26 protein-coding genes are annotated in these 25,810 nt (G+C 67.8%); 10 read left to right on the top strand and 16 right to left on the bottom strand.

Annotated features, from left to right (window positions below):
- Positions 1–129 precede the first annotated feature (129 nt).
- Together AC1DZQ_RS15645 and AC1DZQ_RS15650 are read right to left on the bottom strand one after the other, a co-directional pair.
- Positions 130–849 (bottom strand): response regulator, encoded by a 720-nt coding sequence (locus AC1DZQ_RS15645; RefSeq protein WP_476964363.1) that lies wholly within the window; start codon positions 847–849, stop codon positions 130–132.
- Entirely contained in the window at positions 846–2,576 is a 1,731-nt protein-coding gene (locus AC1DZQ_RS15650) for a sensor histidine kinase (protein ID WP_476964364.1), read from the bottom strand. The genes AC1DZQ_RS15645 and AC1DZQ_RS15650 overlap by 4 nt, the downstream gene beginning before the upstream one ends.
- A gap of 137 nt (positions 2,577–2,713) precedes the next feature.
- Here AC1DZQ_RS15650 and AC1DZQ_RS15655 point away from each other — a divergent pair, with 137 nt between their 5' ends.
- A complete protein-coding gene (locus AC1DZQ_RS15655; protein WP_476964365.1) occupies positions 2,714–4,081 on the top strand; it encodes a cation:dicarboxylate symporter family transporter in 1,368 nt (455 codons plus the stop codon).
- 118 nt (positions 4,082–4,199) lie between these two features.
- Here the strand turns inward: AC1DZQ_RS15655 and AC1DZQ_RS15660 are convergent, their stop codons facing one another.
- From AC1DZQ_RS15660 to AC1DZQ_RS15670, 3 genes are read right to left on the bottom strand one after another with little or no spacing between them, the layout of a single operon-like run.
- Entirely contained in the window at positions 4,200–4,949 is a 750-nt protein-coding gene (locus AC1DZQ_RS15660; protein WP_476964366.1) for an ABC transporter ATP-binding protein, read from the bottom strand.
- Complete coding sequence (locus AC1DZQ_RS15665) at positions 4,942–6,048, bottom strand: FecCD family ABC transporter permease (RefSeq protein ID WP_476964367.1); 1,107 nt, start codon at positions 6,046–6,048, stop codon at positions 4,942–4,944. Before AC1DZQ_RS15665 ends, AC1DZQ_RS15660 begins: the two co-directional genes overlap by 8 nt.
- A complete protein-coding gene (locus AC1DZQ_RS15670; RefSeq protein ID WP_476964368.1) occupies positions 6,008–7,183 on the bottom strand; it encodes an ABC transporter substrate-binding protein in 1,176 nt (391 codons plus the stop codon). Before AC1DZQ_RS15670 ends, AC1DZQ_RS15665 begins: the two co-directional genes overlap by 41 nt.
- Before the next feature lie 194 nt (positions 7,184–7,377).
- On the opposite strand from AC1DZQ_RS15670, the gene AC1DZQ_RS15675 reads away from it, so the two are divergent.
- Positions 7,378–8,148, top strand: coding sequence for a DUF6390 family protein (locus tag AC1DZQ_RS15675; RefSeq protein WP_476964369.1), 771 nt, complete (start codon positions 7,378–7,380; stop codon positions 8,146–8,148).
- A gap of 35 nt (positions 8,149–8,183) precedes the next feature.
- Here the strand turns inward: AC1DZQ_RS15675 and AC1DZQ_RS15680 are convergent, their stop codons facing one another.
- The 11 genes from AC1DZQ_RS15680 to AC1DZQ_RS15730 are packed head-to-tail and all read right to left on the bottom strand — an operon-like array spanning position 8,184 to position 17,283.
- On the bottom strand, positions 8,184–8,441 hold the full coding sequence (locus AC1DZQ_RS15680; protein ID WP_476964370.1) for a HypC/HybG/HupF family hydrogenase formation chaperone: 258 nt from the start codon (positions 8,439–8,441) through the stop codon (positions 8,184–8,186).
- A 13-nt stretch (positions 8,442–8,454) separates the two neighbouring features.
- The gene (locus tag AC1DZQ_RS15685) at positions 8,455–9,027 is read right to left on the bottom strand and encodes a hydrogenase maturation protease (RefSeq protein WP_476964371.1); all 573 of its coding nucleotides are present in this window, start codon (positions 9,025–9,027) and stop codon (positions 8,455–8,457) included.
- Between the two features lie 8 nt (positions 9,028–9,035).
- On the bottom strand, positions 9,036–9,155 hold the full coding sequence (locus AC1DZQ_RS15690; RefSeq protein ID WP_018772298.1) for a DUF6893 family small protein: 120 nt from the start codon (positions 9,153–9,155) through the stop codon (positions 9,036–9,038).
- Positions 9,152–10,696 (bottom strand): hypothetical protein, encoded by a 1,545-nt coding sequence (locus AC1DZQ_RS15695; RefSeq protein WP_476964372.1) that lies wholly within the window; start codon positions 10,694–10,696, stop codon positions 9,152–9,154. Before AC1DZQ_RS15695 ends, AC1DZQ_RS15690 begins: the two co-directional genes overlap by 4 nt.
- Positions 10,693–11,334, bottom strand: a complete 642-nt coding sequence (locus AC1DZQ_RS15700; protein ID WP_476964373.1) for a DUF6084 family protein — start codon at positions 11,332–11,334, stop codon at positions 10,693–10,695. The genes AC1DZQ_RS15695 and AC1DZQ_RS15700 overlap by 4 nt, the downstream gene beginning before the upstream one ends.
- Positions 11,327–12,085 carry a DUF5947 family protein gene (locus AC1DZQ_RS15705; RefSeq protein WP_476964374.1) on the bottom strand — a complete coding sequence of 253 codons (759 nt, stop codon included), beginning with the start codon at positions 12,083–12,085 and terminating at the stop codon, positions 11,327–11,329. Before AC1DZQ_RS15705 ends, AC1DZQ_RS15700 begins: the two co-directional genes overlap by 8 nt.
- Positions 12,086–12,127: 42 nt before the next feature.
- Positions 12,128–13,102 carry a NifU family protein gene (locus tag AC1DZQ_RS15710; RefSeq protein WP_476964375.1) on the bottom strand — a complete coding sequence of 325 codons (975 nt, stop codon included), beginning with the start codon at positions 13,100–13,102 and terminating at the stop codon, positions 12,128–12,130.
- A gap of 6 nt (positions 13,103–13,108) precedes the next feature.
- A complete protein-coding gene (locus tag AC1DZQ_RS15715; RefSeq protein WP_476964376.1) occupies positions 13,109–14,902 on the bottom strand; it encodes a nickel-dependent hydrogenase large subunit in 1,794 nt (597 codons plus the stop codon).
- Positions 14,903–14,927: 25 nt separating this feature from the next.
- Positions 14,928–15,986 (bottom strand): NADH-quinone oxidoreductase subunit B family protein, encoded by a 1,059-nt coding sequence (locus AC1DZQ_RS15720; protein WP_476964377.1) that lies wholly within the window; start codon positions 15,984–15,986, stop codon positions 14,928–14,930.
- A 56-nt stretch (positions 15,987–16,042) separates the two neighbouring features.
- Positions 16,043–16,951, bottom strand: a complete 909-nt coding sequence (hypB, locus tag AC1DZQ_RS15725; RefSeq protein WP_476964378.1) for a hydrogenase nickel incorporation protein HypB — start codon at positions 16,949–16,951, stop codon at positions 16,043–16,045.
- A 2-nt stretch (positions 16,952–16,953) separates the two neighbouring features.
- Positions 16,954–17,283 (bottom strand): hydrogenase maturation nickel metallochaperone HypA/HybF, encoded by a 330-nt coding sequence (locus AC1DZQ_RS15730; RefSeq protein WP_476964379.1) that lies wholly within the window; start codon positions 17,281–17,283, stop codon positions 16,954–16,956.
- 317 nt (positions 17,284–17,600) lie between these two features.
- Here AC1DZQ_RS15730 and AC1DZQ_RS15735 point away from each other — a divergent pair, with 317 nt between their 5' ends.
- The 8 genes from AC1DZQ_RS15735 to der all read left to right on the top strand — a co-directional run bounded on the left by AC1DZQ_RS15735 (position 17,601) and on the right by der (position 25,728).
- A complete protein-coding gene (locus AC1DZQ_RS15735; protein ID WP_090583539.1) occupies positions 17,601–18,500 on the top strand; it encodes a ParA family protein in 900 nt (299 codons plus the stop codon).
- Between the two features lie 158 nt (positions 18,501–18,658).
- Positions 18,659–19,495, top strand: coding sequence for a segregation and condensation protein A (locus tag AC1DZQ_RS15740; RefSeq protein WP_476964438.1), 837 nt, complete (start codon positions 18,659–18,661; stop codon positions 19,493–19,495).
- Positions 19,496–19,530: 35 nt separating this feature from the next.
- Positions 19,531–20,178, top strand: coding sequence for an SMC-Scp complex subunit ScpB (scpB, locus tag AC1DZQ_RS15745; RefSeq protein ID WP_476964439.1), 648 nt, complete (start codon positions 19,531–19,533; stop codon positions 20,176–20,178).
- A 110-nt stretch (positions 20,179–20,288) separates the two neighbouring features.
- Complete coding sequence (locus tag AC1DZQ_RS15750) at positions 20,289–21,572, top strand: pseudouridine synthase (protein ID WP_476964380.1); 1,284 nt, start codon at positions 20,289–20,291, stop codon at positions 21,570–21,572.
- A gap of 2 nt (positions 21,573–21,574) precedes the next feature.
- Positions 21,575–22,684, top strand: a complete 1,110-nt coding sequence (locus AC1DZQ_RS15755; protein WP_476964381.1) for a prephenate dehydrogenase — start codon at positions 21,575–21,577, stop codon at positions 22,682–22,684.
- Complete coding sequence (gene cmk, locus AC1DZQ_RS15760) at positions 22,684–23,427, top strand: (d)CMP kinase (protein WP_476964382.1); 744 nt, start codon at positions 22,684–22,686, stop codon at positions 23,425–23,427. Before AC1DZQ_RS15755 ends, cmk begins: the two co-directional genes overlap by 1 nt.
- 73 nt (positions 23,428–23,500) lie before the next feature.
- Complete coding sequence (locus tag AC1DZQ_RS15765; RefSeq protein WP_476964383.1) at positions 23,501–24,181, top strand: lysophospholipid acyltransferase family protein; 681 nt, start codon at positions 23,501–23,503, stop codon at positions 24,179–24,181.
- Complete coding sequence (gene der / locus AC1DZQ_RS15770; protein ID WP_476964384.1) at positions 24,178–25,728, top strand: ribosome biogenesis GTPase Der; 1,551 nt, start codon at positions 24,178–24,180, stop codon at positions 25,726–25,728. The genes AC1DZQ_RS15765 and der overlap by 4 nt, the downstream gene beginning before the upstream one ends.
- The last annotated feature ends 82 nt before the right edge of the window (positions 25,729–25,810 follow it).

Below are 25,810 nucleotides of genomic sequence, written 5' to 3' on the forward strand. Positions count from 1 at the left end.
TCCTAGCCTGACCGGCGCGGGTTCTGGCCGTGATGCGTGCGGCGCCCGGAGTCGTCCGAAACGCGGCTCCTGATTCAGTGCCTGCGGCGGAGGAGACCAGTGACGGCTGCGTCCCGTAGCCGGCGCAGGTTAAGGCCGCGGCCGGTTCCAGCGGTATTCGTTCTCCGGCCGGCCGGGTGCGCCGTAGCGGGCGGCGCGGGAGACCGTGCCGGCGTCGGCGAGGTATTCGAGGTAGCGCCGGGCGGTGACCCGGGACATGCCGAGCGCCTCCATGACCTCACTGGCTGAGACTGCCCCGGCCTGCTGTTTGATGTAGTCCTGGACGGATTCCAGCGTGGACACGGCCAGGCCCTTGGGCAGCGCCACTTCGGAGGGGGCCCGCAGGCTGGCGAAGGCCTGGTCCACATCGCTTTGGGACGCCCGGGCCCCCGCCGCCCCGGCCAGGGGCGAAGCCAGCTGCTCGCGGAACTGCCGGTAGCTGGCGAGTTTGTCCGCAAACGTTGCGTAGGTGAACGGCTTGATCAGGTACTGGACCACGCCGGTGGCCACCGCGCTGCGGACAATATTCAGTTCCCGCACGGCGGTGATGGCGATGATGTCCGCGAAGAGTCCGGCCGCCCGCATCCGGCGTGCGATGTCCAGCCCGTGCAGGTCCGGGAGGTTCATGTCCAGCAGTACCAGCTCCACCGGATTCCCTGCCGCCGAGAATTCCGTGAGCAGGCGGAGGGCGGACTGCCCGTCCGGCGCGGAGCCTGCCAGGGTGAAACCGTCCAGCCTTTCAATGTAGGCGGCGTGCGCCGCGGCAGCGATGGGCTCGTCTTCGACGACGAGCACCCGGATGTCGCTCATGGCTGTCCCTCTGTTGTGACCGGCAGTGTTGTGACCGGCAGTGTTGTGAACGGTAGCGTGACGCGGAACAGCGCCCCGGCCGGGCTGGTGATTGTCATGGTACCGCCGAGCCGCTGCACGGCCTGGCGGACCAGGGCCAGCCCAAGGCCGCGGCCGAAGGGACCCGGCGCCTTGGTGCTGAAGCCGTGACGGAAGATGTCCTCCACCGCCGCGGGGTCGATGCCGGGGCCGCTGTCTTCCACGGTGATCTCCAGGGCGGACCCGGTGGTTTCGACGGTGAGCTCGACGAGCCTGGGCGCCGGCGCCTCGGCCGCGGCGTCGATGGCGTTGTCCAGCAGGTTTCCAAGGATGGCCACGAGGTCCTGTACGGCCAGTCCGGTCACGGCCGTGGAGCCGCCGGCGCTGAGGATCAGTTCCACGCCGCGCTCGTGCGCCTCGGCTGCCTTGCCCATGATCAGGGCGCCGAGCACGGGTTCCTCGATGGAGCTCACGATGTCATCTGTGAGCCGCTGGCTCAGTTCCAGGTCCTTGGTGGCGAAGTCCAGCGCCTCGGGGCCCCGGCCGAGTTCCATGAGCGAGACGATCGTGTGGAGCCGGTTGGCATGCTCATGGGTCTGTGCCCGCAGCGCGTCGGAGAGAGTGTGCATGGTTTCCAGTTCGCTGCCCAGTGATTCGATTTCGGTGCGGTCCCGGATGGTGGCAACGGTTCCGTAGACGGCAGCGCCGGACTCCGCTCCCCGCTGGCGGGTTCCGGCAGATTCCGGTCCCACCGCGGGTCCCTGGTTGACCACCAGGATCCGCGAGCCGGTCAGGTGGATCTCATCCAGCGCGGTCCGCCCCGATTCGAAGAGCTCCTTGAGGCTGGGGGCCAGCGGCAACTCCGCGAGGGAGGGCGCCGCCTGGCGCTCGCCGCCTGCCTGGTGGCCGCCTCCCGCAGCGCCGGCAGCTTCCGCGCCGGAAGTGGGAACGCCGTCGGAGTCCTGTTTCGGCAGACCCAGCAATTCGGCGGCCTGATCGTTGTACATCACCACTTTTCCCTTGGGATCGATGAGGATCACTCCCTCACGCACCGAATGCAGCACCGATTCGTAGTACGCGAAGAGCTGGCCCAGCTGTTCCGGGCCCCACCCGCGGGTCACCCGGCGCAGGTACCGGCCCAGGAGCCAGGACGCCGCCGAACCGCCGGCCAGCAGCGCCAGGCTGATGGCCAGCAGCGCCGGCAGCCGGCCTGAGAGCGCAACGTCCACCGTCCGGACCGTCACGCCCGCGGCCACGAGCGCCCGAACCTTGCCGTCCGCATCCTTGACCGGGGCGATGGTGCGCACCGACGGGCCGAGGGTACCGGCCATGACCTCCGTGAACACCTGGCCATTGAGGGCCGCGTCGATGGAACCGATATACGGTTTGCCCAGTTCCTCATTGCGCGGATGGGTCCAGCGCGTGCGGTCCGGGGCCATAATCGTGATGAAATCCGCGTCGGCGTCGTTCATGACCTTCAGGGCGTACGGCTGCAGCAGGGCCGTGGGATCGGCGGTGCCCGCCGCTGCCAGGACGAAGGGGGCGTCGGCCACGGTCGTGGCGATGCCGGCCATCCGGCGTCCGGCCTCGTCGTAGGCGTGATCGCGCGCATCAAGGAACACAGCCGTGCCAACGATGGCCGTCAAGGCCACCACGAACAGCAGATTGGCCGCAAACAGCCTGCGGGCGATGCTCCAACGCTGGATCATCAACACCTTCCATGACCAATATGAACGCAAGGGTGATGCGCGTCACCTTCTCATCAATGATGGGGTTACACGCAAGAAGGACATGAGCGGACCACCGTCAGGACCGCACCAAGTCCAGCCTATCCAAGGAGAACACCATGGCCTCTCAACGAGGAGAGTCAGCAGCACCGGCCGCCGCTCCGGCCAAGAAGCGCAAGGGACTGGACAAGTCCCACTACCTTTACATCGCAGTCATCGTCGCGGTGATTGCAGGTGCCGTTATCGGTCTGCTGTTCCCCGAGGTCGGCAAATCCCTCAAGCCGTTGGGCGACGGCTTCATCAAACTCATCAAGATGATGATCGCGCCCGTGATCTTCTGCACGATCGTGCTGGGCATCGGCTCCATCGCCAAGGCCGCCACGGTCGGCAAGGTTGGCGGCCTGGCGCTCGCCTACTTTGTGGTGATGTCCACCTTCGCCCTGGCGATCGGCCTCGTGGTGGGCAACCTGATCCACCCCGGCGAGGGCCTCAAACTCGCCCCTTATGATCCGAACAAGAAGGCGGCGGTCGACAGCACCGTTGACTTCCTGCTGGGCATCATCCCGGGCGACATGCCCGTGTTGCCGACTCTCCTCGCCGCGATCCTGGTTGGCTTCGCGCTGCAGAAGATGGGCCCGCAGGGAGCGCCGATCCTCAAGGCCGTCGGTTACGGACAGGCCCTTGTGTTCCGCATCCTCATCATGATCATGTGGCTGGCCCCGGTCGGAGCCTTCGGCGCGATTGCCGCGGTGGTCGGTGCCACCGGCTTCCAGGCCATCATCAGCATGGCGACCCTGATGGGCGCCTTCTACATCACCTGCGCCCTGTTCATCGTCGTGGTCCTCGGCGGCCTGCTCAAGGCGGTCGCAGGCGTCAGCATCTTCAAGCTCATGAAGTACCTCGGCCGCGAATACCTGCTGATCTTCTCGACCTCCTCCTCCGAAGCCGCGCTGCCCCGCCTGATCGCGAAGATGGAACACCTCGGCGTGTCCAAGCCGGTGGTGGGCGTCACGGTCCCCACCGGCTACTCCTTCAACCTGGACGGGACCGCCATCTACCTGACCATGGCAGCACTCTTCGTCGCCAACGCCATGGGCACGCCGCTGGACCTTGGCGCCCAGGTTTCCCTGCTGGTCTTCATGATCATCGCCTCCAAGGGTGCCGCCGGCGTCACCGGCGCCGGCCTGGCCACGCTGGCCGCCGGACTCCAGGCGCACGCACCTCAGCTGCTGGGCGGCGTGGGCATGATCGTCGGCATCGACCGGTTCATGTCCGAGGCGCGCGCCCTGACCAACTTCACCGGCAACGCCGTCGCCACCGTGCTGATCGGCACCTGGGTCAAGGAGATCGACGGCGGACGCGTGGACCGTGTCCTCGCCGGTGCCGAGCCGTTCGACGAGGAGACCATGCTGGCCGGCCACTCCGGTGTGCAGGACGCCGCCGAACAGCCGGCGCAGCCGGCGCAACCGGTCCTGGTGCACGCCTGACACCGGCCCGAACACTGGCCTGACACCGTCTGGAGCCCGGCCGCGGCCGGAACACAATACCGCTCGTTGACGCCCCAAGCGCCCGGCAGCCCAGCTGCCGGGCGCTTGGGCGTTCGGATCAGCCCTCGTCGACGCCGAAGGGGGTGACTACCGTCCGGCGGGGCGTCCCGGCGTCGTCGTAGTTCAGGGTGCTGACGCGGACGCCGTACAACGCCGAAAGTTGCGCATCGGCGAGAAGCGGCCCGGCAGGCCCGGTCACCACGCCCTCGGCGCCCATGAGGACCACCGAGTCTGCGAGGAAAAGGGCGTGGTCCGGGTGATGGGTGCTCACGAGCAGCGACATGCCGGTCCGCACGAGTTCCCTCAGGAGCTGGAGGACCCGGACCTGGTTTTTCAGGTCCAGCCCGGTGGACGGTTCGTCCAGGACGAGAAGCCGCGAGCCGCCCGCGATGGCCCTGGCAATAAGGACCAGCTGTTGCTCGCCCCCGCTCAGGGTCGGAAACAGCCGGTCGGCCAAGGCGGCGATCCCCACCTGGTCCATGGCGTGGAGCGCCGCGGCCCTGTCCCGGGTGCCGGGGGAGCGGAAGACGCCGATGTGGCGGGCACGGCCCATGACCACCATGTCCAGGGCCGGGTAGCCGAACGTGCTGCCGCGCGCCTGCGGGACATAGCCGGGCGTCTCGGACCTGCGCACCGCCCCTTCCTTTACGGCCAGCATGCCGGCGGCGCAACGCACCAGGGTCGTTTTGCCGCTGCCGTTCGGCCCCAGGACCGCGGTCACTGTGCCTGGCGGCACCGAGAAGCTCAGATCCTTGAACACCCAGTTCTGCGGTGAATAGCCAAACCCGGCCCCGCGCAGCTCAAGCACCGTCCCAGATCCTCTCCCGGTTCCGGCGCAACAGCACAAAGAAGACCGGCGCCCCGATCAGGGCGGTGAGGACGCCGAGCGGGATTTCCCCGGCCGTGGCGGTGCGCGCAATGGTGTCGATGGCGACCAGGTAGGCGCCGCCCAGCAGGAATGAGACCGGCAGCAGCACCCGGTGGTCCGGACCCACCCACATCCGCGCGAGGTGCGGGATGACCAGCCCCACCCAGCTGATGACGCCGCTGACGGCCACGGCCCCGGCAACCATGAGGGCCACGGCGGCGAGGACCGCCCAGCGAAGGGGGCGCGGCCGGAGTCCCAGGGCGGTGGCGTCGTCGTCCCCGAGCGAGAGCACATTGACCCGCCACCGCAGTGCCAGCAGGACGACGCCGCCGGCAGCGATCGGAATGAGGGCCACCAGCACCTTCGCCCAGGTTGCGCTGGCGACACTGCCAAGCAGCCAGAACACGATTGCGGGCAGGGTGGTGAACGGGTCCGCCAGATACGTCACGAGGGCCACCAGGGCGGAGAAGAAGGAGGCCGTGACGATTCCCCCGAGGACCACCATGAGGATGTGGGCGCCGCCCCGGCCGGACGTGATGAGGAAGACGATACCCAGCGCCAGCAGCCCGAAGCCGAACGATCCGCCCACGAGGGCGACGGGGCCCAGGCCCAGCAACAGAGCCAGGGCACCACCAAACGAGGCCCCCGATGAGACGCCGATGACCTCCGGGCTGACCAGGGGATTGCGGAACACGGCCTGCAGCGCTGCACCACCGATTGCGAGGGCACCGCCGACCAGCAGGGCCAGCAGGACCCGGGGCAACCTGACCAGCAGCACCACGTTTTCCTCCGCCGCGGGAAGGCTTGGGCCGAAGGGAACTATTCGGGAGGCCAGGATCTGCACGACATGGTCGAGGGGGACGTTGTACCGGCCGCTCGCGAGTGCCAGCGCCGACACGGCGGCCAGGACGGCTCCCGAGAGCAGGCATGGTCCGATGACCTGGCGCAGCCTCGATCCCCGGCCGCCGCCGGGGTGTCCCGTGGTCAGAGGCTGGGCCTCACGAAGCGTCGAACTGCCGGTAGTTGGCCGAGGTGCCATTGGCTTCAGTCCACAGGATCTTGTTCAGCTCCGGAGCTGTTGGCCGGTAGCGGTACAGGAAATCGAAGTAGTCGTTCGTCTCGTCCCTCAGCGCGGACCGGTTTCCGGAGGGGAAACTGATATCGCTGAGCCAGCGCCACATCAGCGGTGACTCCTGGCCGGGGGGATCCCAGCGGTAGCCGCCCAGCGGGACCTTGTAGACACGGCGGGAACGCACGGCGGACACACTTTGCCACACCGGGTTGCCGTAGACGTCCGCGGGCATCGCGTCGTCGAAATTCCCGAGCAGGATGATCTCCGGATCCCACGCGAGGACCTGTTCGACGTCAACGCCCACCATGCCTTTGCCCTGGAGGCCCTGCGGGCCGGTGGCGGGGTTGTGTCCTCCGATGAGCTTGATGTAGAAGTCGTTGTAGCTGCCATTTCCGGCAACCTTGAGGCCGCCGGTGAACCTGTTGAAGTAGATGATGCCCGGGCCGCCGGTGCCGCGGGCGGCGGCCTCGGCCTGGATGGCCTTCTGTTGCTCATCGCTGCGCGCCTTCATCTGCACAGCCCGGTCCGGGCGCCCCAGCATCGTTGCGAAGAGCGCGGTCCACGTGTCCACATCCTGCTGCGTGCCGGTGTTCGTGATGCCCAGGACCTTCATCCCGGCTTGTTCCAGCGGTGCCGTCAATTGCGCATCGCTCCACTGGACCACGACGTCGGGGTTCAGCGCCCGGATGCTTTCGACATTGGGTGTGAAGTCGGTCGTGGCGATGTCATGCGGGATATTCAGGGCCTCCGGATACATGGCGCCCATGGCGCCGTCGCGCATGGCGACCCAGGAGGCATTGTGCATCCCGGCAAGATGGCTTGCGCCCTGGTCGACGGCGGCCAGCAGGGAGGCGGCCGGCATGGGTATGGTCACCACGCGGGTGACCGGGCGGTCGAAAGTCAGGACGGTCCCGCGCTGGTCCGTCACCTGGATCCCGGCCTGGCCTGAGGAGGAACCCAGTGGTGCCGTGCCGGCTGTCCCTGCGGGCGGCGTTGACTGCGGCGACGTGCTGCCCGGGGCGCAGGAAGCAAGGAGCAGCGCCCCTCCGCCGTAGAGGGCCGCTGCCAGTACTGATCGTCGGTTGGCGTCGGGGATGCTCATCGGCCTACCTCCCGGGAAGGACCGCATGCAACGGCCATCCGCTCCGCGCCGGCAACGACATTGATCCCGGCACGGCATTCCCTCACAGCATCTGCCGAATGCGCAGGGGTGTCAATGCCGGTATCCCGGGCATTGTTTGCCGATGGGCGCCGGTGCTAGCCTCGCTCATATCCCCTGTGAAACGAGGCCACGGGATGCAAGTCAACGGCGCCCAATTGTTTGTCCGCTACGCGTATCCGCCGAATTCGCGGGGCAGCTGCGGGCCGCCTGACAGCGATGCGCTGCTGCACTACGGCCAGTCCGGGGTGACCGACGCGGGCCTGCGCGAACTTGCCAAGGGATTCGCCGGCGCCTGGCCGTATCTGGAGCTCATCGCCGGCGCCACCGGCAATCCGGACCCGCTGGACTACGCGGTGGTGGAGGCTTACTGGGTGGGAAACACGCTGCTGGACACCGTGGGTGTGCGCAGCATCGGCAATTCCATGGAGGACCGGTTCCGGGCACGGACCGGGCACCAGTTCCCGCACCTGATGGAAGGGGTCCTGGCCGGCGGCGTACCGCACCACAGCTTCCATGTCCTGGAAATCTATCCGTGGACAGGACTCTTGCGCGATGATCGGCGCTCATCCACGGCCCTGAATGTCCTTGACCAATGCCGCATCCGGTGGGGCGAAGTGGTGGCCGTCGAAGGGGACAGCGCCCTCGTGCGCTCGCAGCCCCTCATATGGGACGGGATGGCCCTGTCGCTGGGGGAACCCGTGATCGAGACGGCCAAGTACGCCGTGGCCGGGTCCGGCTTCATCGCCGACCTCACGCCCGGCGACATGGTGTCCCTTCATTGGGACTGGGTGTGCGACCGGCTGACGCCCGCCCAGCTCCACCGGCTCCAGCACTACTTTGCGCGCCACCTCAAGATCGCCAACTCCGGCGTCGAGCACCGCGGCGCCGCGATAGCCCTCGAATAGTGGGCAATGAGAGTTCAGCCAGTGGGGGAGCAAGGCTACGGGACCGTATCGGTGGGGTCCGGGCCCCGTCCCATGAGCTCAAGTCCCGTCATCGCACGGTCGGCGCCGTCCTGGTCCACGCGCTCCAGGGCGAAGCCCATGTGGATCAGGACCCACGTGCCGCTCTCCAAAGGGCCGTCGTCGAGGAGGCCAATGTTGATCTTGCGCTCCACGCCGGCCACATCCACGAGGGCGAGTTGCCCGTTGTAGCCGTCGATCACTTCGATGATCCGGCCCGGTATTCCCAAACACATCCGCCGTTCCTCCTCAGCCTGCTTCATCCGGACCCGCGCTCGCGGGCGCTGCGTCTGCGTTCGTGATGCGGGCCGTGATCAGGGTGCGGACTGCTTCCACGGCTGCCGGGACTGCGCGGGACACTTCCTCGGACAGTTCCATGCCCTCGTCCGTTCGCCCCGCGATGCAGCCGACCAGGTAGGTCTCCGGCAGTGATCCGCCCAGGACGCGGAGGCGGCGAAGGACGGCCAGCGGATCCATGCCATGTGGATCGAATGCCGGATTGACCCGCAGGCCGGCCGGAGTGAGCGGTCCGCCGCTTTCCAGGTCCTCCGCCCGGATCTTCAGGATCCGGAGCGTTCCGGCGCCGGCGCTCCCGTCCGCCGGGGCCGGAAGGACGTCCACGAGCACCAGGGCATCCACCCCGTTGAGGAGGTCGTAGGCGAGGTGCAGCCCGCGGATCCCGTAGTCCCGCACCTGGACCTCCTCCGGCGCCCAGCCGGGCAGGCCGGACACCTCCTCGGCCAGGAGTCGGGCGACGGCCGGTCCAAATCCGTCGTCGCGAAGGAACACGTTCCCCACGCCCGCCACGAGTACCCCGCTCACGGCGGGCCTCACATGCTGCGCATTCGCACGTAGCGCTTGATGTCCGGAATCGAACGCAGCCCGACGACGGCTGCTGCCAGGCCCGCGGCCAGCAGGAGCACGACAGTCATGATGCCCAGAGCTTTCATGGTGATGGTTCCTTTCCGTTGTCCGGGGCTGGCGCCGCGGCGAGCGGCACGAGTTCCTCGGGGGCGAAATACAGATACCGGCCGTACCACTCCTGCAGTTCGGCCGCGGGGTCGGCCTCGAGGACCACCGCGACGTGGGTTCCGCCGTCGACGTCGAAGTGGACTCCTGTGACACGCCCCGATTTGCCGGCGAAGAAGAGGTCCTGGGCGTCGGCGCGGCGCAGCGGAACAACCCGCACCCGGCTGCCGCGTGAGATCGGGACGCCGTCGATGAAGACGGTGTCCGATTCCGGATCCACGACGGCGTCCCGGGCCGGATCCCACCACGGCGTGTCGACGCCGGCGCCCGCGTCGGCGCCGCCCTGAGCTGAAAATTCCGGGACGGAATACTCCGGCACTGAAAATTGCGGGACGGAAAACTCCGGATAGTCCGGGACCGCGGCACCAGGGAAGTCATCGCCTCCGATACTCCCGGGGCCACGGGCCGAACCGGCGCGCGGGTTCCGCAGGATGCCGTGCAACTGCTGGAGCTCCTCGGCCGTCATGTTCTCGCAGCGTTCGATGATCGCCGCCGCCCGGGCATCGGTCGACCGGGCCTCCGCCTTTTCCTCATCGGTCAGCGTGAGCACCCGCAGGGTCAGGATCTCGTCGATCTCCGTCGCATCAAACAGTTCCACAGTGCTTTCCGGCGCCACCGCGGGATGGTCGTAAAGGATGATCGGGGACAGGAGCAGGACATCGCGCTGCCCCTCGGGGCCGGCGAGCACAGGCCAGCAGCGGTGCTGGCTGCACGAAGCCGCCGCCGCCGCTGCCCACCCGGGTGGATCGATCACCGACAGGAAGTCGGCATCATGAACGGCGAGCAGGACATGGGCTCCGATGAACGAGCTCTCGATCGCGGAACGCTTGTCGGTGGTCGCCGCCGCCGCGTTTTCAACCGTGACCCTGAGCCGCCAGAGGGGACCTTGGGCCGGCACGTCCACGGCGTTGGCTTCGGGTGCCGGCACCGGCGTCGCCACTTGCGTCGCCATCAGGCGCAGCTCGCCGTGAAGCTGCCGGCGCCGGCGCACGAGCCTGCCGGCGGTGGCGCCGGCGGAGTCCAGCACGGGCTCGATGTCCTCGTTCGCCGGCACGTTGACCGGCGCGTGCACGCCCGCGGCAAGCTCGGCGAGGCTGTACGGCCCGAGCGTGATCTCCTGATCCGTTGCCTCGTCCCAGCTGAGCCACCGGGTGGCGCCGACGACCAGTTCGTCGACGGGAGTGAAGCCGCCGGCGTCCGCGCGTTCGGCGGATCTGGTCTGGAGGTGCAGGAAGCGCAGATGGACGTCGACCCGGGCTGCGGGTCCCGGCTCGAGGAGGCAGTCCGCTGCCATGTCCGACGCTTCACCGGCGCCGGATTCTGCCGCGCCCGGCGGCCCGAGCACCCCGAACTGCCAGCGGGCCTGGTTCTTGGCGGACGAGGCGCGGTAGGGGTAGAGGAGGTACCCCTCGTAGAGGACGGCGTCCGCGACGGCGCGTGCCAGGCTGAGTCCGGTGTTCACGGCACCGGGTCACCCGCCCCGGCGAGCAGCCCCTCGATTGCGGCCTCCCAGGAAATCAGGCCGTGGGCCGCCTTGTACCTGGCCAGGGCCGCGAGGACATCACGGTCCAGGCGGATCCATCCCTGGTTGGGGAAGAATGCGTCCAGCAGCGAGCGCCAGACCGCCACGGGCAGGGCGTACCGCGATTCCCGGTCCCAGGGAATCTGCTCGACGCCGAAGCCCGTCGCGCCGCGCGTGAAAACTGTCCCGGAGAAGAGGAACTCCAGCGGTACGGTCCCGTCCCGCAGGGAGTTCAGGTATTTTGCCGCGGACACCTCGAAGTCGAACGTGCAGGGCAGCGGCAGATCAACCTCGACGCTGTCCGCAAATCCCTGGACCAGGACGCCGCTGTGCATCCAGATGAAGGGTTTGAGCGTGGTGGGCCACCGCCCGCGGGTACCGAAGAGTTCCAGGAGTCCGGCTTCCTCGTCGGCGTCGTAACCGCGGCGCTGGGCCAGGATCCGCACCTGGCAACGCAGGGCCATGGCATGGACGGCGGCGCCGCTGTTCTCCTGGATCCGCAGGCGCGCGGTCAGCTGAGGTGCGGCCGCATAGGGCTCCGGGGCGATGTCCAGCACGCTGAATTCGAGGTCAACCATGGCGGCCCTCCAGGTCTGCCGCGGCCGGAGCGGGGGCGGGCCTGCTGCGGCTGCCGATCCGGTCGAAGAAGCCGGCGAGCTCCTGGCGGGACTCCTGGCCACCGTCGAAACCCTTCCACACCCGCCGCATGCGGCCCACAAGCTCGTAGCACGCATCGATGGGGACGAGATGGCAGTCCGCCAGGTCCCGGTCGGGGCCCGGGGAACGGATCAGCAGGGCCTCCGTGTCAGGGGCGAGCACGGAGATGGCCGGGTTGGCCGCTTGGACCGATGCCCAGGCGTCCAGGGGAAGTTCGGACTCCGTGGCACCCGCCGGGCTCGGATAGAAGGCAGCGGTCCGGCCGAGCGCCGAGTTGAAGAAGAAGAATGCCAGCCCCACCGGGATTTCCAGCTCGTCCCATTGGGCCTGGCCGAGCTCGAAGGGCTCGAAGGAGAGGTAGCGGTCAGGCACGGAACGGTAGCGCAGATGGGCCGACGAGTCCGTGAACAGCAGATAGCAGGGTCGGCACGTGCACAGCAGGGAGCGGCTCTCCAGATCCACCACATGCTGGTGGGCCTCCGGAATGGGCTCCGCGCACATCTCGCAGCGCTCGCCGGCAGACTGGGCCGGGCGGGTGGACGCAATCCGGCGCAGCACGGTAAGCGCCGAAGTTCCGCCTGCTCCTGTGCTGTTGACTCCGGCGCTGCCGGCCGGCTGTCTCCCGGGACCCGGCGCGGCCGACTGACTCCCGGTTCCCGGCGGCGCCGTCATGCCCGGCTCCGTTCCCGTGCCGCGGCGTTCATTGCCGGCACCTCACAGCCGGTCCGCGGTGGTGGGGACGGCCACGGACGGGACGCCGTCGCGGAGCAGCAGCGGGAGGGGATCAAGATGCAGTGCCTTGTCCTCGAGGCAGGCCCCGGCCTTCCGGACGTCGAAGTGGCTGCGGCAGTGCGGGCAGCGCAACAGCCCCCCGCCCACCGGCGCCGCCAGCGCCCGCTGCAGTGAGGCGCCCGGCATCGAGTGGGTGCAACGCGGGCAGCGGTCCACAAACGCGTAGACGTCCGGGCCGATCCGGCACGTGAGCACCTCCACGCCGGCCACCAGGAAGCCCGCGACGCCGCCGGACTCCAGCTCGGCGAGGGCCGGGACCGCCTGCCACGTGCCGGCGGCCGGCGTGCCGGATTCGTTGGCCGTCCAGTCCTGCGCGCCGCTGGGCGCGCCGGCGTCGGGTGAGGCGCCCAGCCCGTCCAGCCGCGAGCGCAGGGCACCGACCGGGATGAGGGCAGGAACGGTGGCGGGGGCCGCCTCCTCCACCTCGATGGCGGTCACCTCCGGCGCCGCGGTTTCGATCGCGTCCTCGACGGCGAGCTTGAGCGTGACCGACGACGACGGACAGCCCTGGCAGCTGCCCAGCAGCCTCAGCCGGACGACGCCTTCCTCACTGATGCCGAGCAGTTCCACGTCCCCGCCGTGCGAGCCGAGGTAGGGCCGGACGGAGTCGAGGGCGCCGGCGACCCTGCCGGGCAGGTCCACGGGGTGCAGCCCGTGGATCAGGAGCAGGCCTGACACCAGCGGGTCGGACGTGAGGGCGGATACCGTTCCGGGCCCGAGGACACCCTGCGAATCGAGCAGGTGCAGGATTCGTTCCAGCCCGGCACCGTACAGCTCCGTCACTTGCCGGACCAGGTCCTCCGCCCGGTCACGGGCCACTGGACCGCCGGAGCCCAGCGCGTCGAGGAGGGAACTGATCCGTTCCCCTGCCGACCCCAACAGATTCTCCCGGTCCATGGCGGGCTACTCACCGGTGAGCGACTGCGTGGGGGAGTGCACCAAGTCCAGCGTCTGCCCGTCGCCGAGGTACATGTGGACACCGCACGGCAGGCAGGGGTCAAAGCTCCGGACGGTGCGCATGATGTCGATGCCCTTGAAATGATCGCGGTCGTTCTCCTCGAAGATGGGCTGGCCTTGCACCGCGTCCTCGTACGGGCCCGGTGTTCCCTCGGAGTCGCGCGGGCTGGCGTTCCAGGGCGTCGGCGGGTAGGGATGATAGTTGGCGATCTTGCCGTCGCGGATCACCATGTGGTGTGAGAGCACGCCGCGGACGGCTTCGGTGAAGCCGCAACTGATGGCTTCGTCCGGCACCTCAAAGCTCTCCCACGTCTTGGTGCGGCCGGCCCGGATCTCCTCGAGGGCCTTTTCGGCGAAGTGCAGGGCGGCGGCCGCCGCGTAGGCCTGGAAATACGTCCGCGCGCGGTTCCGCTCCAACGTGTTGCTCCACTGCGGAATCTTCCATTCCAGGGTCACCGGGCCCTTCAGCGCAGTCTTGGGGAGCTCGATCTGGACGCTGCTGCCCGTTGACTTGAGGTAGCCGGTGTCGACGAACCCGGCAAGGGCGGTCGACCAGAGCCGGGCCAGCGGGCCGCCGCCGGTATCCAGCGCCAGATTGCGTTCCCCGTCATTCCACCGCGGCGACATCACCCAGCTGTACTTGTCCTCGAGGTCGCGCTTCTGCGGCCGCGGGTTGGTGTGCTGGTTCCAGGGGTGCCGGCGGTCCACCGGGTTGCCCAGGGGATCGCGGGTGACGAACATTTCCTGGTCGCCCCAGTCCTCGTAGTACGACGAGCCCAGCATGATCCGGATCCCCAAGTTGATCCGCACCAGGTCCGTGGTCACGAGTTTGCCGTCCACCACGACGCCGGGGGTTACAAACATCTTCCGGCCCCACTCCGTCATGTCCTTGTAGGCGAAATTGCAGAACTCCGGATCCTGGAAGGACCCCCAGCAGCCCAGCAGGGTGCGCCGCAGCCCCACCTGCTCGTACCCGGGCAGGGCGTCGTAGAAGAAATCGAAGAGGTCGTCGTGCATCGGCACGACCTTCTTCATGAACTCCACGTACCGCATGAGCCGGGTGATGTAGTCCGTCATCAACTGGATCGTCGCCACAGTTCCCACGCCGCCCGGGTAAAGCGTGGAGGGATGGACATGCCGGCCCTCCATCAGGCAGAACATTTCCCGGGTCATCCGGCTCACCTGCAGCGCCTCGCGGTAGAACTCCCCGGTGAACGGGTTCAGCGAGCGCATGATGTCCGCGATGGTGCGGTAGCCGTGCTCGCCCGCGTGCGTGGCCGGCGTGTTCTCGGCCTTGGCCAGCACCGACGGGTTGGTTTCCGAGACCATCTTCTCGCAGTAGTCCACGCCGACCAGGTTCTCCTGGAAGATGTTGTGGTCGAACATGTACTCGGCGGCCTCGCCCAGATTGACGATCCACTCGCCGAGGTGCGGCGGCTTCACTCCGTAGGCCATGTTCTGCGCGTAACAGGAGCACGTGGCGTGGTTGTCGCCACAGATTCCGCAGATCCGGCTCGTGATGAAGTGGGCGTCCCGCGGGTCCTTGCCGCGCATGAAGATGGAATAGCCGCGGAAAATCGATGACGTGCTGTGGCATTCCACCACTTGGTTGTTCTTGAAATCGACCTTGGTGTAGATGCCGAGGCTGCCGACGATCCTTGTGATCGGGTCCCACGCCATCTCCACCAGGTTGTCACCCGCGGTACCGTCCGCCGAGGGCATCGGAATCGTCGAAGTCATTGCATTGCCTCTCTGCCTAGCGTCCCTACCAGGTCCGCTTGGCGCCGGTCAGCAGATCATTACCGGGTTTGCGCCAGCGTGGTTCCTGGTCCAGCGTGTGCTTCGTGATGTTCCGCAGTGCCCTGATGGTCTTGCCGTACGGCATGACCGACGCGGTTGACAGCTTGCCGCCAGGGGGTTCGTCCATGAACGGCATGAATTTGTCCGGGAATCCCGGCATGGTGCATCCGATGCAGATGCCGCCCACGTTGGGGCAGCCGCCGATTCCGTTCATCCAGCCACGCTTGGGCACGTTGCACTTGACCACTGGTCCCCAGCAGCCGAGCTTGACGATGCACTTCGGGGACCCGTACTCGGTGGCGAAGTCGCCCTGTTCGTAGTACCCCGCGCGGTCGCATCCCTCATGCACCGTCTGGCCGAACAGCCACGTCGGCCGGAGCGCCTCATCCAGGGGAATCATGGGTGCCTGTCCGGTGGCCTGATACAGCAGATACGTCATGGTCTCCGAGAGGTTGTCGGGCTGGATGGGGCAGCCCGGGACGCACACGATCGGGATCCCGGCCTTGGACCGCCAGTCATACCCGAGATAGTCGGGGACCCCCATGGCCCCGGTGGGGTTCCCGGCCATGGCATGGATGCCGCCATAGGTCGCGCAAGTTCCCGCCGCGATGATAGCCGTCGCCTTGGGGGCCAGTCGGTCCAGCCACTCACTGGTGGTGATCGGCTGTCCGGTGTCGAGGTTGTTGCCGAAGGCCGCCCAGTAGCCGCCCGGAGCGTGCAGCTTCTCATTCGGGATGGACCCCTCCACCACCAGCACGAACGGCTCCAGCTCGCCGCGGTCCGCCTTGCGGAACCACTCGAGGAAGTCGTCGGCGCCTTGCTGCGGGCCGCATTCGAAGTCGATCAGCGGCCAGTGCATGGCAATCTTGGGAAGTCCGGGAAGCGCCCCCAGGGCTATCTCCTCGACGCTTGGCTGGGTAGCCGCCGTCAGGGCCACGGAGTCACCGTCGCAACTGAGTCCGGCATTGATCCACAGGACGTGGATCAAGGTTTCTTCCGCTTTCAATGCAGTAGCTGTAGGCATCGTTGCCTCCTTCGGAGCCCGCCCTGTGGCTGCGGCTCGAATGTTGCGTCAGCAGGTCAAACGCGTAGTCCGCCAGATCGCGGCGCACTCCGGGCGGCAGCCGCCGCCAGGTGGGGATTCTTCCGGATCCACTCCAGCCAGCCGTCCATGCCGTCGCCGGTGGTAGCTGACAGGGTCAGGACGTCGACGCCGGGATTGAGCCGGCGCGCCTGGCGCGCGCAACGCTCGACGTCGAACTCCACATAGGGGAGCAGGTCTGCTTTGTTGATGATCACCAGGTCGGCGGCCAGGAACATGTGGGGGTATTTCTGCGGTTTATCATCGCCCTCCGTAACTGAGATCACGACGACCCGGGCCGATTCGCCGAGGTCGAACAATGCCGGGCACACCAGGTTGCCCACGTTTTCGATGAAGACTGTCGAGCCGGGGACCGGGTCCAGCGCGCCCAGCGCCCGCTGCAGCATCCCTGCATCCAGGTGGCAGCCTGCTCCGGTGTTTATTTGGATCACCGGCCGCCCGGTGGACCGGATCCGGTCGGCGTCCAGCGAGGTCTCCTGGTCACCTTCGATGACACCGATGTCCAGCTCGCCGGCAAGTTCCCGGATGGTCCGGACCAGGAGCGTGGTCTTGCCGGCCCCGGGGGAACTCATGACATTGAAGGCCTGGATGCCGCGTCCTTCCAGCCATCCCCGGTTTCGTGCGGCCAGGAGGTCGTTCTTGGCGAGAAGGTTCTCCTCCAGGGAAATGATGGTCCGTCCGTCCGGCGCCGGGCCGTGCCCGGCGTCCGCGGTCCCGGCGGACAGGGGATGCTGGTGGCCGTGGTCGTGATCGTGCGGATGATCGTGGTCGTGGGGATGCGGATGCTCGTGCGGGGCTGCAGCAACGTGCGCGGCTTCCTGCACTGTTCCGTCGAGGTCCGAAATCCTGGTGCCGGCGTCGTCGCCGCATCCGCACGTTGCACACATGTCTACGCAACCTCCACCGAGGTGACCAGGAGTTCCCGGCCACTGACGACTTCGACATCGGCACTGCCGCAGGGGCAGAGCAGAAACATGTCCTCAAGGACGAATTCGTCGCGGCAGCTGCGGCATCTGGCCCGGCCCTCGGATTCATCGATCGTCAAGGTTGCCCCGGCCAGCGGCGTGTCAGCAGAAACGATTTCGAAGCAAAAGCGCACGGCGTCCGGGAGGACGCCGCTCAAGGGTCCGATCCGCAGGTTGACGCCCGTGACGGAGCGGTCACCGGTCCGGTCCAGGACCGCCTCCACAAGACTTTGCGTGATCGAAAGTTCGTGCATGAGCCGCTGCCACCTCGTCGTTTCAATGTAGGCCTGCGGGTTTCAAACTTCAATATGTTCAGGGTCGCGGGCGCCCGCCTGCCCGCATCCCCAGCCGCTCCCGGCATACCTGCCGGTGCGCTCCGGTCCCGGTGCCCGTCCGCGGCAACCTTCGACTTCAACCCGAACGTCAAGGCACAGCGCCCGTCACAGTGTCAAGGTCCGTCGAATACCGTGTCGGGCGCTGTAACCTTGGGAGGAACGTGCTGGGCTCTGGGAGCCCGGAGGCAGAAAAATGAAGCACGACAATCACCGTCATCGAAAGTGTGGATAGATACGTGAGCAGCGAACAGGGTTCAGCAACTCTGGAAGGCACCGAACTCGATCTGGAAGACGCCGTCATGGGCCCCACCGGGCGGCCCCATCGCGACTTTCCGGAGCCCGCACCGCTGTCTTCCCACGGTCCTGCGCGGGTCATCGCCATGGTGAACCAGAAGGGCGGGGTGGGCAAAACCACGTCCACGATCAACCTCGCCGCGGCCCTGGCCGAATACGGCCGCCGCGTGCTCCTGGTCGACTTCGATCCGCAGGGCGCCCTGTCCGCAGGCTTGGGCACGAACCCGCATGAGCTCGACCTCACCGTGTACAACGTGCTGATGGACCGCAAGGTGGACATCCGCGACGCCATCCAGAAGACCGGCGTGGAAAACGTGGATCTGCTCCCGGCCAACATCGACCTCTCCGCCGCCGAGGTCCAGCTGGTCAACGAAGTGGCCCGCGAACAGGTCCTGGACCGGGCGCTGAAAAAGGTCGAGGACGACTACGACGTCGTCCTGATCGATTGCCAGCCCTCACTCGGCCTGCTCACGGTCAACGCGCTGACCGCCGCCCACGGCGTCATCATCCCGCTCATCTGTGAATTCTTCGCCCTGCGCGCCGTGGCGCTGCTCGTGGAAACCATCGACAAGGTCCAGGACCGCCTCAACCCGCGCCTGCAGGTCGACGGCGTGCTCGCCACGATGTACGACGCCCGGACCCTGCACGGGCGCGAGGTGATCGCCCGCCTGGTGGAGGCCTTCGGCGACAAGGTCTTCGAAACCGTCATCAAGCGCTCGATCAAGTTTGCCGACGCCACGGTCGCGGCCGAGCCCATCACGACCTACGCGGGCAACCACGTCGGTGCCGACGCCTACCGCCGCCTGGCCAAAGAGCTGATCTCGCGCGGCGGCGCGCCCTAGCCAGGATCGTGGCAGGCGCCTTCTCCCCGCCGGCGGAGCTCGACATGACAGCGGAGCTCGAAATGCCAGCGGAGCCCGACACACGCGCGGAATCCGCGCAGCCCTCGGCCCCGGACGCCTCTGCAGGCCCGAACGACCCCGCAGCGCCGGACGTCACCATGGGCCCCGGCATCACCGCAGGGCCGCCCGGGAAAAAGCCCGGATTCGAAGTCCGGCTGGCCAACTTCATGGGCCCGTTCGACCTCCTGCTCGGCCTGATCTCCAAGCACCAACTGGACATCACCGAGGTGGCGCTGTCCACGGTCACGGACGAATTCATCAAGTACATCAGGGGCCTGCAGCAGCTGGGAGAGGAATGGGCGCTGGATGAGGCCAGCGAATTCCTGGTGATTGCGGCCACCCTCCTGGACCTCAAAGCCGCCCGGTTGCTGCCCGCTGGCGAAGTTGAGGACGACGAGGACATTGCCCTGCTGGAGGCCCGGGACCTCTTGTTCGCCCGGCTGCTGCAGTACAAGGCCTTCAGGCAGGTGGCCGGCATGATCGGCTCCACGCTCGAGCTCGAGGCCCGGCGGTATCCCCGGCAGGTTGCCCTGGAGGAACACTTCGCTGCCCTGCTTCCGGAACTTCTGTGGCGGCACACCCCGGAGCAGTTCGCGTCCCTGGCCGAGGCGGCGCTCAAACCCAAGGAGGCAGCCCCCACGGAAGTAGGCCTCGAACACCTGCACGGTGCGCCCGTCAGCGTCAAAGAACAGGCCGAGCTGCTGGGGAACCGGTTGCGGCTGGGCACGCCGCTGAGCTTCCGGGCGCTGATCGCCGACGCCGAATCCACGCTGGTGGTGGTGGCGCGGTTCCTGGCGCTGCTGGAGCTCTTCCGCGACCGCGCGGTGGGCTTTGACCAACTGCTGCCGCTGGGGGACCTGACGGTGCACTGGACGGCCGATGCCCAAGGGTGGAGCAGCGAAAACCTGAGTGAAGAATACGAGGACCAACCGTGAACGAACGATTGCCTGACGCTGCCCGCGAGGCCGGGCTGGAAGCCGGGACAGACACGGGGCCGGACGTCGCGAGCCTGCCGGGGGGCGCCCGCGCGGCCCTCGAAGCCGTCCTGATGGTGATCGACGAACCGGCCACGGCGCAGGCCCTGGCAGCCGGACTGAACCTGACGGTCGACGTCGTCGAGGGTCTGCTGGAGGAACTGCAACGGGAGTATAACGGTTATACTGTTAATGCCCCGGATGTGGACGATGCCAGTTTCAACGGCTTCAGCGCCACCGCCCGGGGTTTTGAATTGCGGAATATCGCCGGAGGCTGGCGGATCTATTCCCGCGCTGAATTCGCCGAGATCGTTGGCGAATTCGTGCTGGAAGGACAGACCGCCAGGCTGACGCAGGCGGCGCTCGAAACGCTCGCCGTCATCGCTTACCGCCAGCCCGTATCTAGGGCGCGGGTGTCTGCAATTCGAGGAGTCAACGTTGACTCTGTCGTGCGGACGCTGACGCAGCGGGGGCTGATCGAGGACTCGGGAACCGATCCTGAATCCGGAGCAATCCTGTACCGCACGACGTCGTATTTCCTGGAGCGAATGGGAATCGGCTCGGTGGCGGAATTGCCGCAGCTTTCACCCCACCTTCCGGGGCTTGAAGGCATCGAAGAGTTTTACGACGCTGGAAGAATGTAGGCAGGAACAACTGCCTGCGCACGAGTATCCACTAGGGCAGAAACATTTTGCCCCGTCGGCGGGTGTTGTCGGGAGACAGCGGCCGTCGGCCAACAAACGAAGGACGGGTCATGACACAGGCGGGACGCCAGGGTTCACCACGTAACAGTTCGGGACGTAACAGTGCCGGACAAAACTCAGCGCAGGGCTCAGGCCGCGGCGCACAGGGCGGTTCGGGCCGCAGCGGCGGAGCCGACTACAAGGGCGGCTCAGGCCGCGGCGCCCAGGGCGGCGGAAGCCGCGCCGGGGGAGCCGGATTCAAGGGCGGCGGAGACCGCCCCTTCAAGCACCCCAAGCCTCGCGAAGAGGCCTTCATCGATCCGGACCTGCAGGGTCCCGACGGCGCGCCGTCGGCTGCCCGCCCGGCTTCCGCTGACTGGAAGTCCAAGGCGCCCTCCGGCAAGGAAGCAGCCCGCAAGGCAGCCGCCCGCAAGCCCGGCTTCGGCAAGGCTCCCGGCACTCCCGGCGCCCTCAAGCCCAAGCCGCGCGTCGGCGCCGGAGCGGCCAAGGCCACCGGTTCCCGCGCCTTCGGCAGTGAACGCTTCGGCCAGAACCTCGGGCCCGTGCGCAAACCGGCCCGCAAGCGCGGACCCCGCGCCGAGGTGCCCCAGTCTGAACTGCACGACGCCGACGGCACCCGCCTCCAGAAGGTCATGGCCTCGGCCGGCGTCGCCTCACGGCGGGTCTGCGAGGAAATGATCGCCGAAGGCCGCGTCGAGGTCGACGGCCAGGTTGTCACCGAACTCGGCGTGCGCGTCGACCCGAAGACGGCAGTGATCCACGTGGACGGACTGCGCATCCAGCTGGACGAGAACATGGTCTACATGGTCTTCAACAAGCCCAAGGGCGTTGTCTCCACCATGGAGGACCCGGACGGCCGCCCGTGCATCAGCGACTTTGTCCGCAACCACCACGGCGAACGCCTGTTCCACGTCGGCCGGCTCGACGTCGCCACGGAAGGGCTGCTGCTCCTGACGAACGACGGCGAGCTCGCCAACCGCCTGACGCACCCGTCCTACGAAGTGCCCAAGACCTACCTCGTGCAGGTCCGCGGGCCCTTCCCGCAGGGCGTGGGCGCCGAACTCAAGGGCGGCGTCGAGCTCGAGGACGGTATCGCCTCGGTGGACTCCTTCAAGCTCGTCGACTCGACCCCCGGCCATGTGCTGATCGAGGTCGTGCTCCACTCGGGCAAGAACCGGATCGTCCGGCGCTTGTTCGACGCCGTCGGCTTCCCCGTGCTGCGCCTGGTGCGCGTCAAGGTTGGCCCCATCGGGCTCGGCGACCAGCGCCAGGGCAGCATCCGCAACCTCGGCAAGCAGGAAGTCGGCCACCTGCTGGCCTCCGTGGGGCTGTAAGCATGTCCGCCTTCCGCACGCACGGCCGCGGCCACCTGAACGGCCCGGTGGTCGTCCTGGGGTCCGGGCTTCTGGGCACCAGCATCGGGCTGGGGCTGCGGGGGCGTGGCGTCGCTGTGTTCCTCTCGGATCCGTCGCCGACCAACCAGGCCGTCGCCGTCGACATCGGCGCCGGCCTGCCGCTGGCGCGCCTCGACGGGGACCAGCCGGAGCTCGTCGTCGTGGCCGCCCCGCCGGATGTCACGGCGGAGGTGGTTGCCAAGGCGCTCCAGGACTACCCGCACGCCGTCGTGGTGGACATCGCGAGCGTGAAGGCAGAGATCCTGGCCGATCTCCGCAACCGCGGTGCTGACGTGGGCCGCTACGTGGGGACCCACCCCATGGCCGGGCGCGAGAAATCCGGCCCGGTCGCCGCCCGCGGCGAGTTGTTCACGTCCATGCCGTGGGTCGTGTGCCCGGCCGAGGAGACTCTGCCGGAGTCCCTGCGGGTGGCGCGTGCGCTGGCCGGTGATCTCGGCGCCGTCGTGTCCGAATTCGCCGCCGACGAACACGACGCAGCCGTGGCGCTCGTCTCACACCTGCCGCAGGTGATGTCCTCGCTCGTGGCCAGCCGCCTGCAGGGCACACCCCTGCACGCCCTGTCCTTGGCCGGCAACGGGCTGCGGGATGTCACCCGGATCGCAGCGAGCGATCCCACGCTCTGGGTCCAGATCCTGGGCGCGAACGCGGACAAGGTGGTGGAGATCCTGCACGGAGTCCGCGAGGACCTCAACCGGCTGATCGGCACCCTGGAGGCCCCGACCGCTCCCGGCGCCCGGCTGGACCTTGCCCAGCTGATCAGCGAAGGCAACGCCGGCCAGTCCCGGATCCCGGGCAAGCACGGCGGACCCCCGCAGGCTTACTCGTGGCTGACGGTGCTGGTGGATGACACGCCCGGGCAGATCGCGAAGCTGCTGACCGAGATCGGCGAGATCGGCGTCAACGTCGAGGACCTCCGCCTCGACCACTCTTCGGGACAGAATGTGGGCATGGTGGAAATTTCCGTCCTGCCCAACAAACACGACCTTTTGATAGAAGCCCTCAACGACCGTGGATGGCGGGTACTCCAGTAATGACCCAGGAACTCATCGAGACGGTGGACGTGGTCCGCCCCGGAAAAAGCCTTGTGGTGGCCATCGACGGCCCCTCCGGCTCCGGCAAATCCAGCGTGAGCAAAGAGGTGGCCCGCCGGCTGAAACTGGCCTACCTCGACACCGGCGCAATGTACCGCGCCCTGACGTGGTTCTGCCTGCAGAACGGCACGGACCTTGACGACGGCGCCGCCGTCGAGACCGCCGCAGAGACCCTGCCGCTGGAAATCAGCACAAGCCCGCAGGAGGAGTACGTCCGCGTCGGCGGGCACGATGTCACTCTCGCGATCCGTGAGCCCGCCATTTCCGCGGCGGTCAGCGCCGTTGCCACCACCCTGGGCGCGCGGACGGAACTGATCCGCCGGCAGCGCGAGCTGATCGAAAAGCACCACCGCCGCATGGTGGTCGAGGGCCGGGACATCACCACCGTCGTCGCGCCCCATGCCGAGGTGCGGATGCTGCTGACCGCCAGCGAGGAAGCCCGGCTGCGCCGCCGCGGCATCCAGTTGGGCGGCAGCCAGAATGCCGAGCAACTGGCAGCCCAGGTCACGCACCGCGATGCCAAGGACTCCACCGTGGTGAACTTCACCACGGCCGCCGACGGCGTCGTCACCCTTGACTCCTCCGAACTGGACTTTGACGAGACGGTTCAGGCCGCCCTCGACATTGTGGACACCGTGGTCAACCACTCCGCTGTCCCGCACCGGGCCGTCCACGGTGACTGAGGGGCGCGCCGGTTGGCCGGCGGCAGTGCACGCCTCCTTGCCCGGGCGCTGGACGACGGCGTGGAGCCGGCCTGTGGGCTGGATCCTGGACCACCTCGTCTACCGCACCTCGGTCACCGGCCGGTCCAACGTCCCCGCTGCCGGCCCCGTCATCTTCGCGGGCAACCACATCAGCTTCCTCGACGGGCCCGTCATGTTCGGCGCCTCGCCCCGGCCCATGCACATCCTCGTCAAGCAGGAGATGTTCACCGGGCTCCTCGGCCGGGTCCTGGCGGCGTCGGGCCAGCTGCCCGTCGACCGCCGCGGGGGTCGTGCGGCGCTGGCCACGGCCCGGGGCCTGCTGGCCGCCGGACGGTGTGTCGGGATTTTGCCCGAAGGGACCCGGGGGAGCGGTGAGGCTGCCGCGATCAACAACGGCGTCGCCTGGCTGGCGCTCAACTCCGGTGCCACCGTGGTTCCCGTGGCCATCCTGGGCACCAGAATCGGCGGCGAACACCTGGACACGGTTCCCGCACCCCGCCGGCGGCTGCATGTCAGCTTTGGCGGGGCCATCAACGTCAGCCGCAGGCCCGGTGAGACCGGGCGTGTTTCAATGGACAGGGCGGGAACCGAAATCCGGGCCGCGTTAGCGCGCCATGTCCAGGACTCAGTACTAAGAACCGGGCAGTCCCTGCCCCACGCGGAATCCCCGCACGAACGTCATGAAGCAGTAGCCGGGACGCCGGCAGATCACCACCTAAGGAAAGTGCAATGAGCGATACGACTCAAACCTCCGGCAACTTTGGCGCCGGCGAAGACGAATACACGCCCACCGGCACCGACCAGGTGGCTGAACACCTTGCCGCCCTGGACGACGACGAAGCAGAGCTCCGCGCGGCCTCCCTTCGGGCGGGCCTGGACGACTACGAGCTGGACGAAGACGACGCCGCGCTGCTGAGCGGCCAGTTCGACGACGAGGACTTTGACGGTCCGGTCAAACTGGATCCGGTCCTGGCCATCATCGGCCGGCCCAACGTGGGCAAGTCCACCCTGGTCAACAGGATCCTGGGCCGCCGCGAGGCAGTTGTCGAGGACACCCCCGGCGTCACCCGCGACCGCGTCATGTACTCGGCGAACTGGAACGGCCGCAACTTCACCGTGGTGGACACCGGCGGCTGGGAACACGATGCCCGCGGCATCCACGCCCGTGTGGCGGAGCAGGCCGAGATGGCCGTGGAACTCGCCGACGCCGTCCTGTTCGTCGTCGACTCCGCCGTGGGCGCAACCGCGACCGACGAAGGCGTCATGAAGATGCTGCGCAAGGCCAAGAAACCGGTCATCATGGTGGCCAACAAGGTGGACGACTTCGCCCAGGAAGCCGATTCGGCAACCCTCTGGGGCCTGGGCTTTGGCGAACCGTACCCCGTCTCGGCCCTGCACGGCCGCGGCGTGGCCGACCTCCTGGACCACGTCATGGACACCCTCCCGGAGTACTCCCTGATTGAAGGCCTCGAGCGCTCCGGCGGACCCCGCCGCGTGGCCCTGATCGGCCGCCCGAACGTCGGCAAGTCCTCGCTGCTGAATAAGCTCGCCGGTTCCGAACGTGTGGTGGTGGACAACACCGCCGGCACCACCCGCGACCCGGTCGACGAATTCATCGAACTCGGCGGACGCACCTGGCGTTTCGTGGACACCGCCGGCATCCGGCGCCGCCAGCACATGGCCCAGGGTGCGGACTTCTACGCCTCCCTGCGCACGCAGAGCGCGCTCGAAAAGGCCGAGGTCGCCGTCGTGCTCCTCGCCGTGGACGAAGTGCTCAGCGAGCAGGATGTGCGCATCCTGCAGCTCGCCGTCGAATCCGGCCGCGCGCTGGTGCTCGCCTTCAACAAGTGGGACCTCCTCGACGACGAGCGCCGCCGCTACCTGGAACGCGAAATCGAGCAGGACCTGGCACACGTCGCCTGGGCCCCGCGCGTGAACATCTCAGCCTTGACCGGCTGGCACAAGGACCGGCTCACCCCGGCCCTGGACATTGCCCTGGAGAACTGGGACAAGCGCATCCCCACCGGACGCCTCAACGCGTTCCTGGGCGAACTCGTCGCAGCGCACCCGCACCCGGTCCGTGGCGGCAAGCAGCCGCGCATCCTCTTCGGCACCCAGGCCTCGAGCCGGCCGCCGAAGTTCGTGCTGTTCACCACCGGATTCCTGGACCCGGGCTACCGCCGCTTCATCACCCGGCGCCTCCGCGAGACCTTCGGTTTCGAGGGCACGCCGATCGAGGTCAACATGCGTGTGCGCGAAAAGCGCGGCAAGAAACGTTAATTCCGACACACCTTGCCCTGATGGCCTGAAATTGTCACAGGCACCCTCCCGGATCGTGTAAGCTTTTGGAGGTGGTTCGGCC

Source organism: Arthrobacter sp. P1_C12_2, assembly GCF_056406415.1.

Excerpts from the sequence above, each read along its gene's own strand:
- AC1DZQ_RS15645 (WP_476964363.1), bottom strand. The coding sequence starts at position 849 with ATGAGCGACATCCGGGTGCTCGTCGTCGAAGACGAGCCCATCGCTGCC.
- AC1DZQ_RS15650 (WP_476964364.1), bottom strand. The coding sequence starts at position 2,576 with ATGATCCAGCGTTGGAGCATCGCCCGCAGGCTGTTTGCGGCCAATCTG.
- AC1DZQ_RS15655 (WP_476964365.1), top strand. The coding sequence starts at position 2,714 with ATGGCCTCTCAACGAGGAGAGTCAGCAGCACCGGCCGCCGCTCCGGCC.
- AC1DZQ_RS15665 (WP_476964367.1), bottom strand. The coding sequence starts at position 6,048 with ATGGCACCTCGGCCAACTACCGGCAGTTCGACGCTTCGTGAGGCCCAG.
- AC1DZQ_RS15670 (WP_476964368.1), bottom strand. The coding sequence starts at position 7,183 with ATGAGCATCCCCGACGCCAACCGACGATCAGTACTGGCAGCGGCCCTC.
- AC1DZQ_RS15675 (WP_476964369.1), top strand. The coding sequence starts at position 7,378 with ATGCAAGTCAACGGCGCCCAATTGTTTGTCCGCTACGCGTATCCGCCG.
- AC1DZQ_RS15680 (WP_476964370.1), bottom strand. The coding sequence starts at position 8,441 with ATGTGTTTGGGAATACCGGGCCGGATCATCGAAGTGATCGACGGCTAC.
- AC1DZQ_RS15690 (WP_018772298.1), bottom strand. The coding sequence starts at position 9,155 with ATGAAAGCTCTGGGCATCATGACTGTCGTGCTCCTGCTGGCCGCGGGC.
- AC1DZQ_RS15700 (WP_476964373.1), bottom strand. The coding sequence starts at position 11,334 with ATGGTTGACCTCGAATTCAGCGTGCTGGACATCGCCCCGGAGCCCTAT.
- AC1DZQ_RS15705 (WP_476964374.1), bottom strand. The coding sequence starts at position 12,085 with ATGACGGCGCCGCCGGGAACCGGGAGTCAGTCGGCCGCGCCGGGTCCC.
- AC1DZQ_RS15710 (WP_476964375.1), bottom strand. The coding sequence starts at position 13,102 with ATGGACCGGGAGAATCTGTTGGGGTCGGCAGGGGAACGGATCAGTTCC.
- AC1DZQ_RS15715 (WP_476964376.1), bottom strand. The coding sequence starts at position 14,902 with ATGACTTCGACGATTCCGATGCCCTCGGCGGACGGTACCGCGGGTGAC.
- AC1DZQ_RS15720 (WP_476964377.1), bottom strand. The coding sequence starts at position 15,986 with ATGCCTACAGCTACTGCATTGAAAGCGGAAGAAACCTTGATCCACGTC.
- hypB (WP_476964378.1), bottom strand. The coding sequence starts at position 16,951 with ATGTGTGCAACGTGCGGATGCGGCGACGACGCCGGCACCAGGATTTCG.
- AC1DZQ_RS15730 (WP_476964379.1), bottom strand. The coding sequence starts at position 17,283 with ATGCACGAACTTTCGATCACGCAAAGTCTTGTGGAGGCGGTCCTGGAC.
- AC1DZQ_RS15740 (WP_476964438.1), top strand. The coding sequence starts at position 18,659 with ATGGGCCCCGGCATCACCGCAGGGCCGCCCGGGAAAAAGCCCGGATTC.
- AC1DZQ_RS15750 (WP_476964380.1), top strand. The coding sequence starts at position 20,289 with ATGACACAGGCGGGACGCCAGGGTTCACCACGTAACAGTTCGGGACGT.
- AC1DZQ_RS15755 (WP_476964381.1), top strand. The coding sequence starts at position 21,575 with ATGTCCGCCTTCCGCACGCACGGCCGCGGCCACCTGAACGGCCCGGTG.
- cmk (WP_476964382.1), top strand. The coding sequence starts at position 22,684 with ATGACCCAGGAACTCATCGAGACGGTGGACGTGGTCCGCCCCGGAAAA.
- der (WP_476964384.1), top strand. The coding sequence starts at position 24,178 with ATGAGCGATACGACTCAAACCTCCGGCAACTTTGGCGCCGGCGAAGAC.